Source organism: Microbulbifer okhotskensis, from assembly GCF_023895975.1.
Taxonomy (GTDB): domain Bacteria; phylum Pseudomonadota; class Gammaproteobacteria; order Pseudomonadales; family Cellvibrionaceae; genus Microbulbifer; species Microbulbifer okhotskensis.
Genome location: NZ_JALBWM010000563.1, coordinates 1 through 220, shown reverse-complemented (window position 1 = coordinate 220; position 220 = coordinate 1). Strand labels below are relative to the sequence as shown.

The window sequence follows — 220 nt, the reverse complement described above, 5'->3', positions numbered from 1 at the left end:
GACGTCGAGACGATATAACGCCAGAGGTAACGGAAGATGGACATCAAACCGATTCGCACTGATGCCGACTATTGTGCGGCACTGAAAGAAATCGAAATGCTGATGATGGCGGAGCCAGGCACGCCCGAAGGCGAAAAGCTCGACGTCCTGGTCACGCTGGTCGAGGCTTACGAAAGCAAGCATTACCCCCTAAATCTTCCCGACCCTGTGGAAGCCATCA

At 54.1% G+C, this 220-nt stretch carries 1 protein-coding gene; it reads left to right on the top strand.

The genetic code is table 11. The annotated features are described in order from the left end of the window. Positions 1-36: 36 nt before the first annotated feature. The coding region (locus MO867_RS23290; protein ID WP_373565939.1) for a helix-turn-helix domain-containing protein at positions 37-220 on the top strand (184 nt) is incomplete at its 3' end.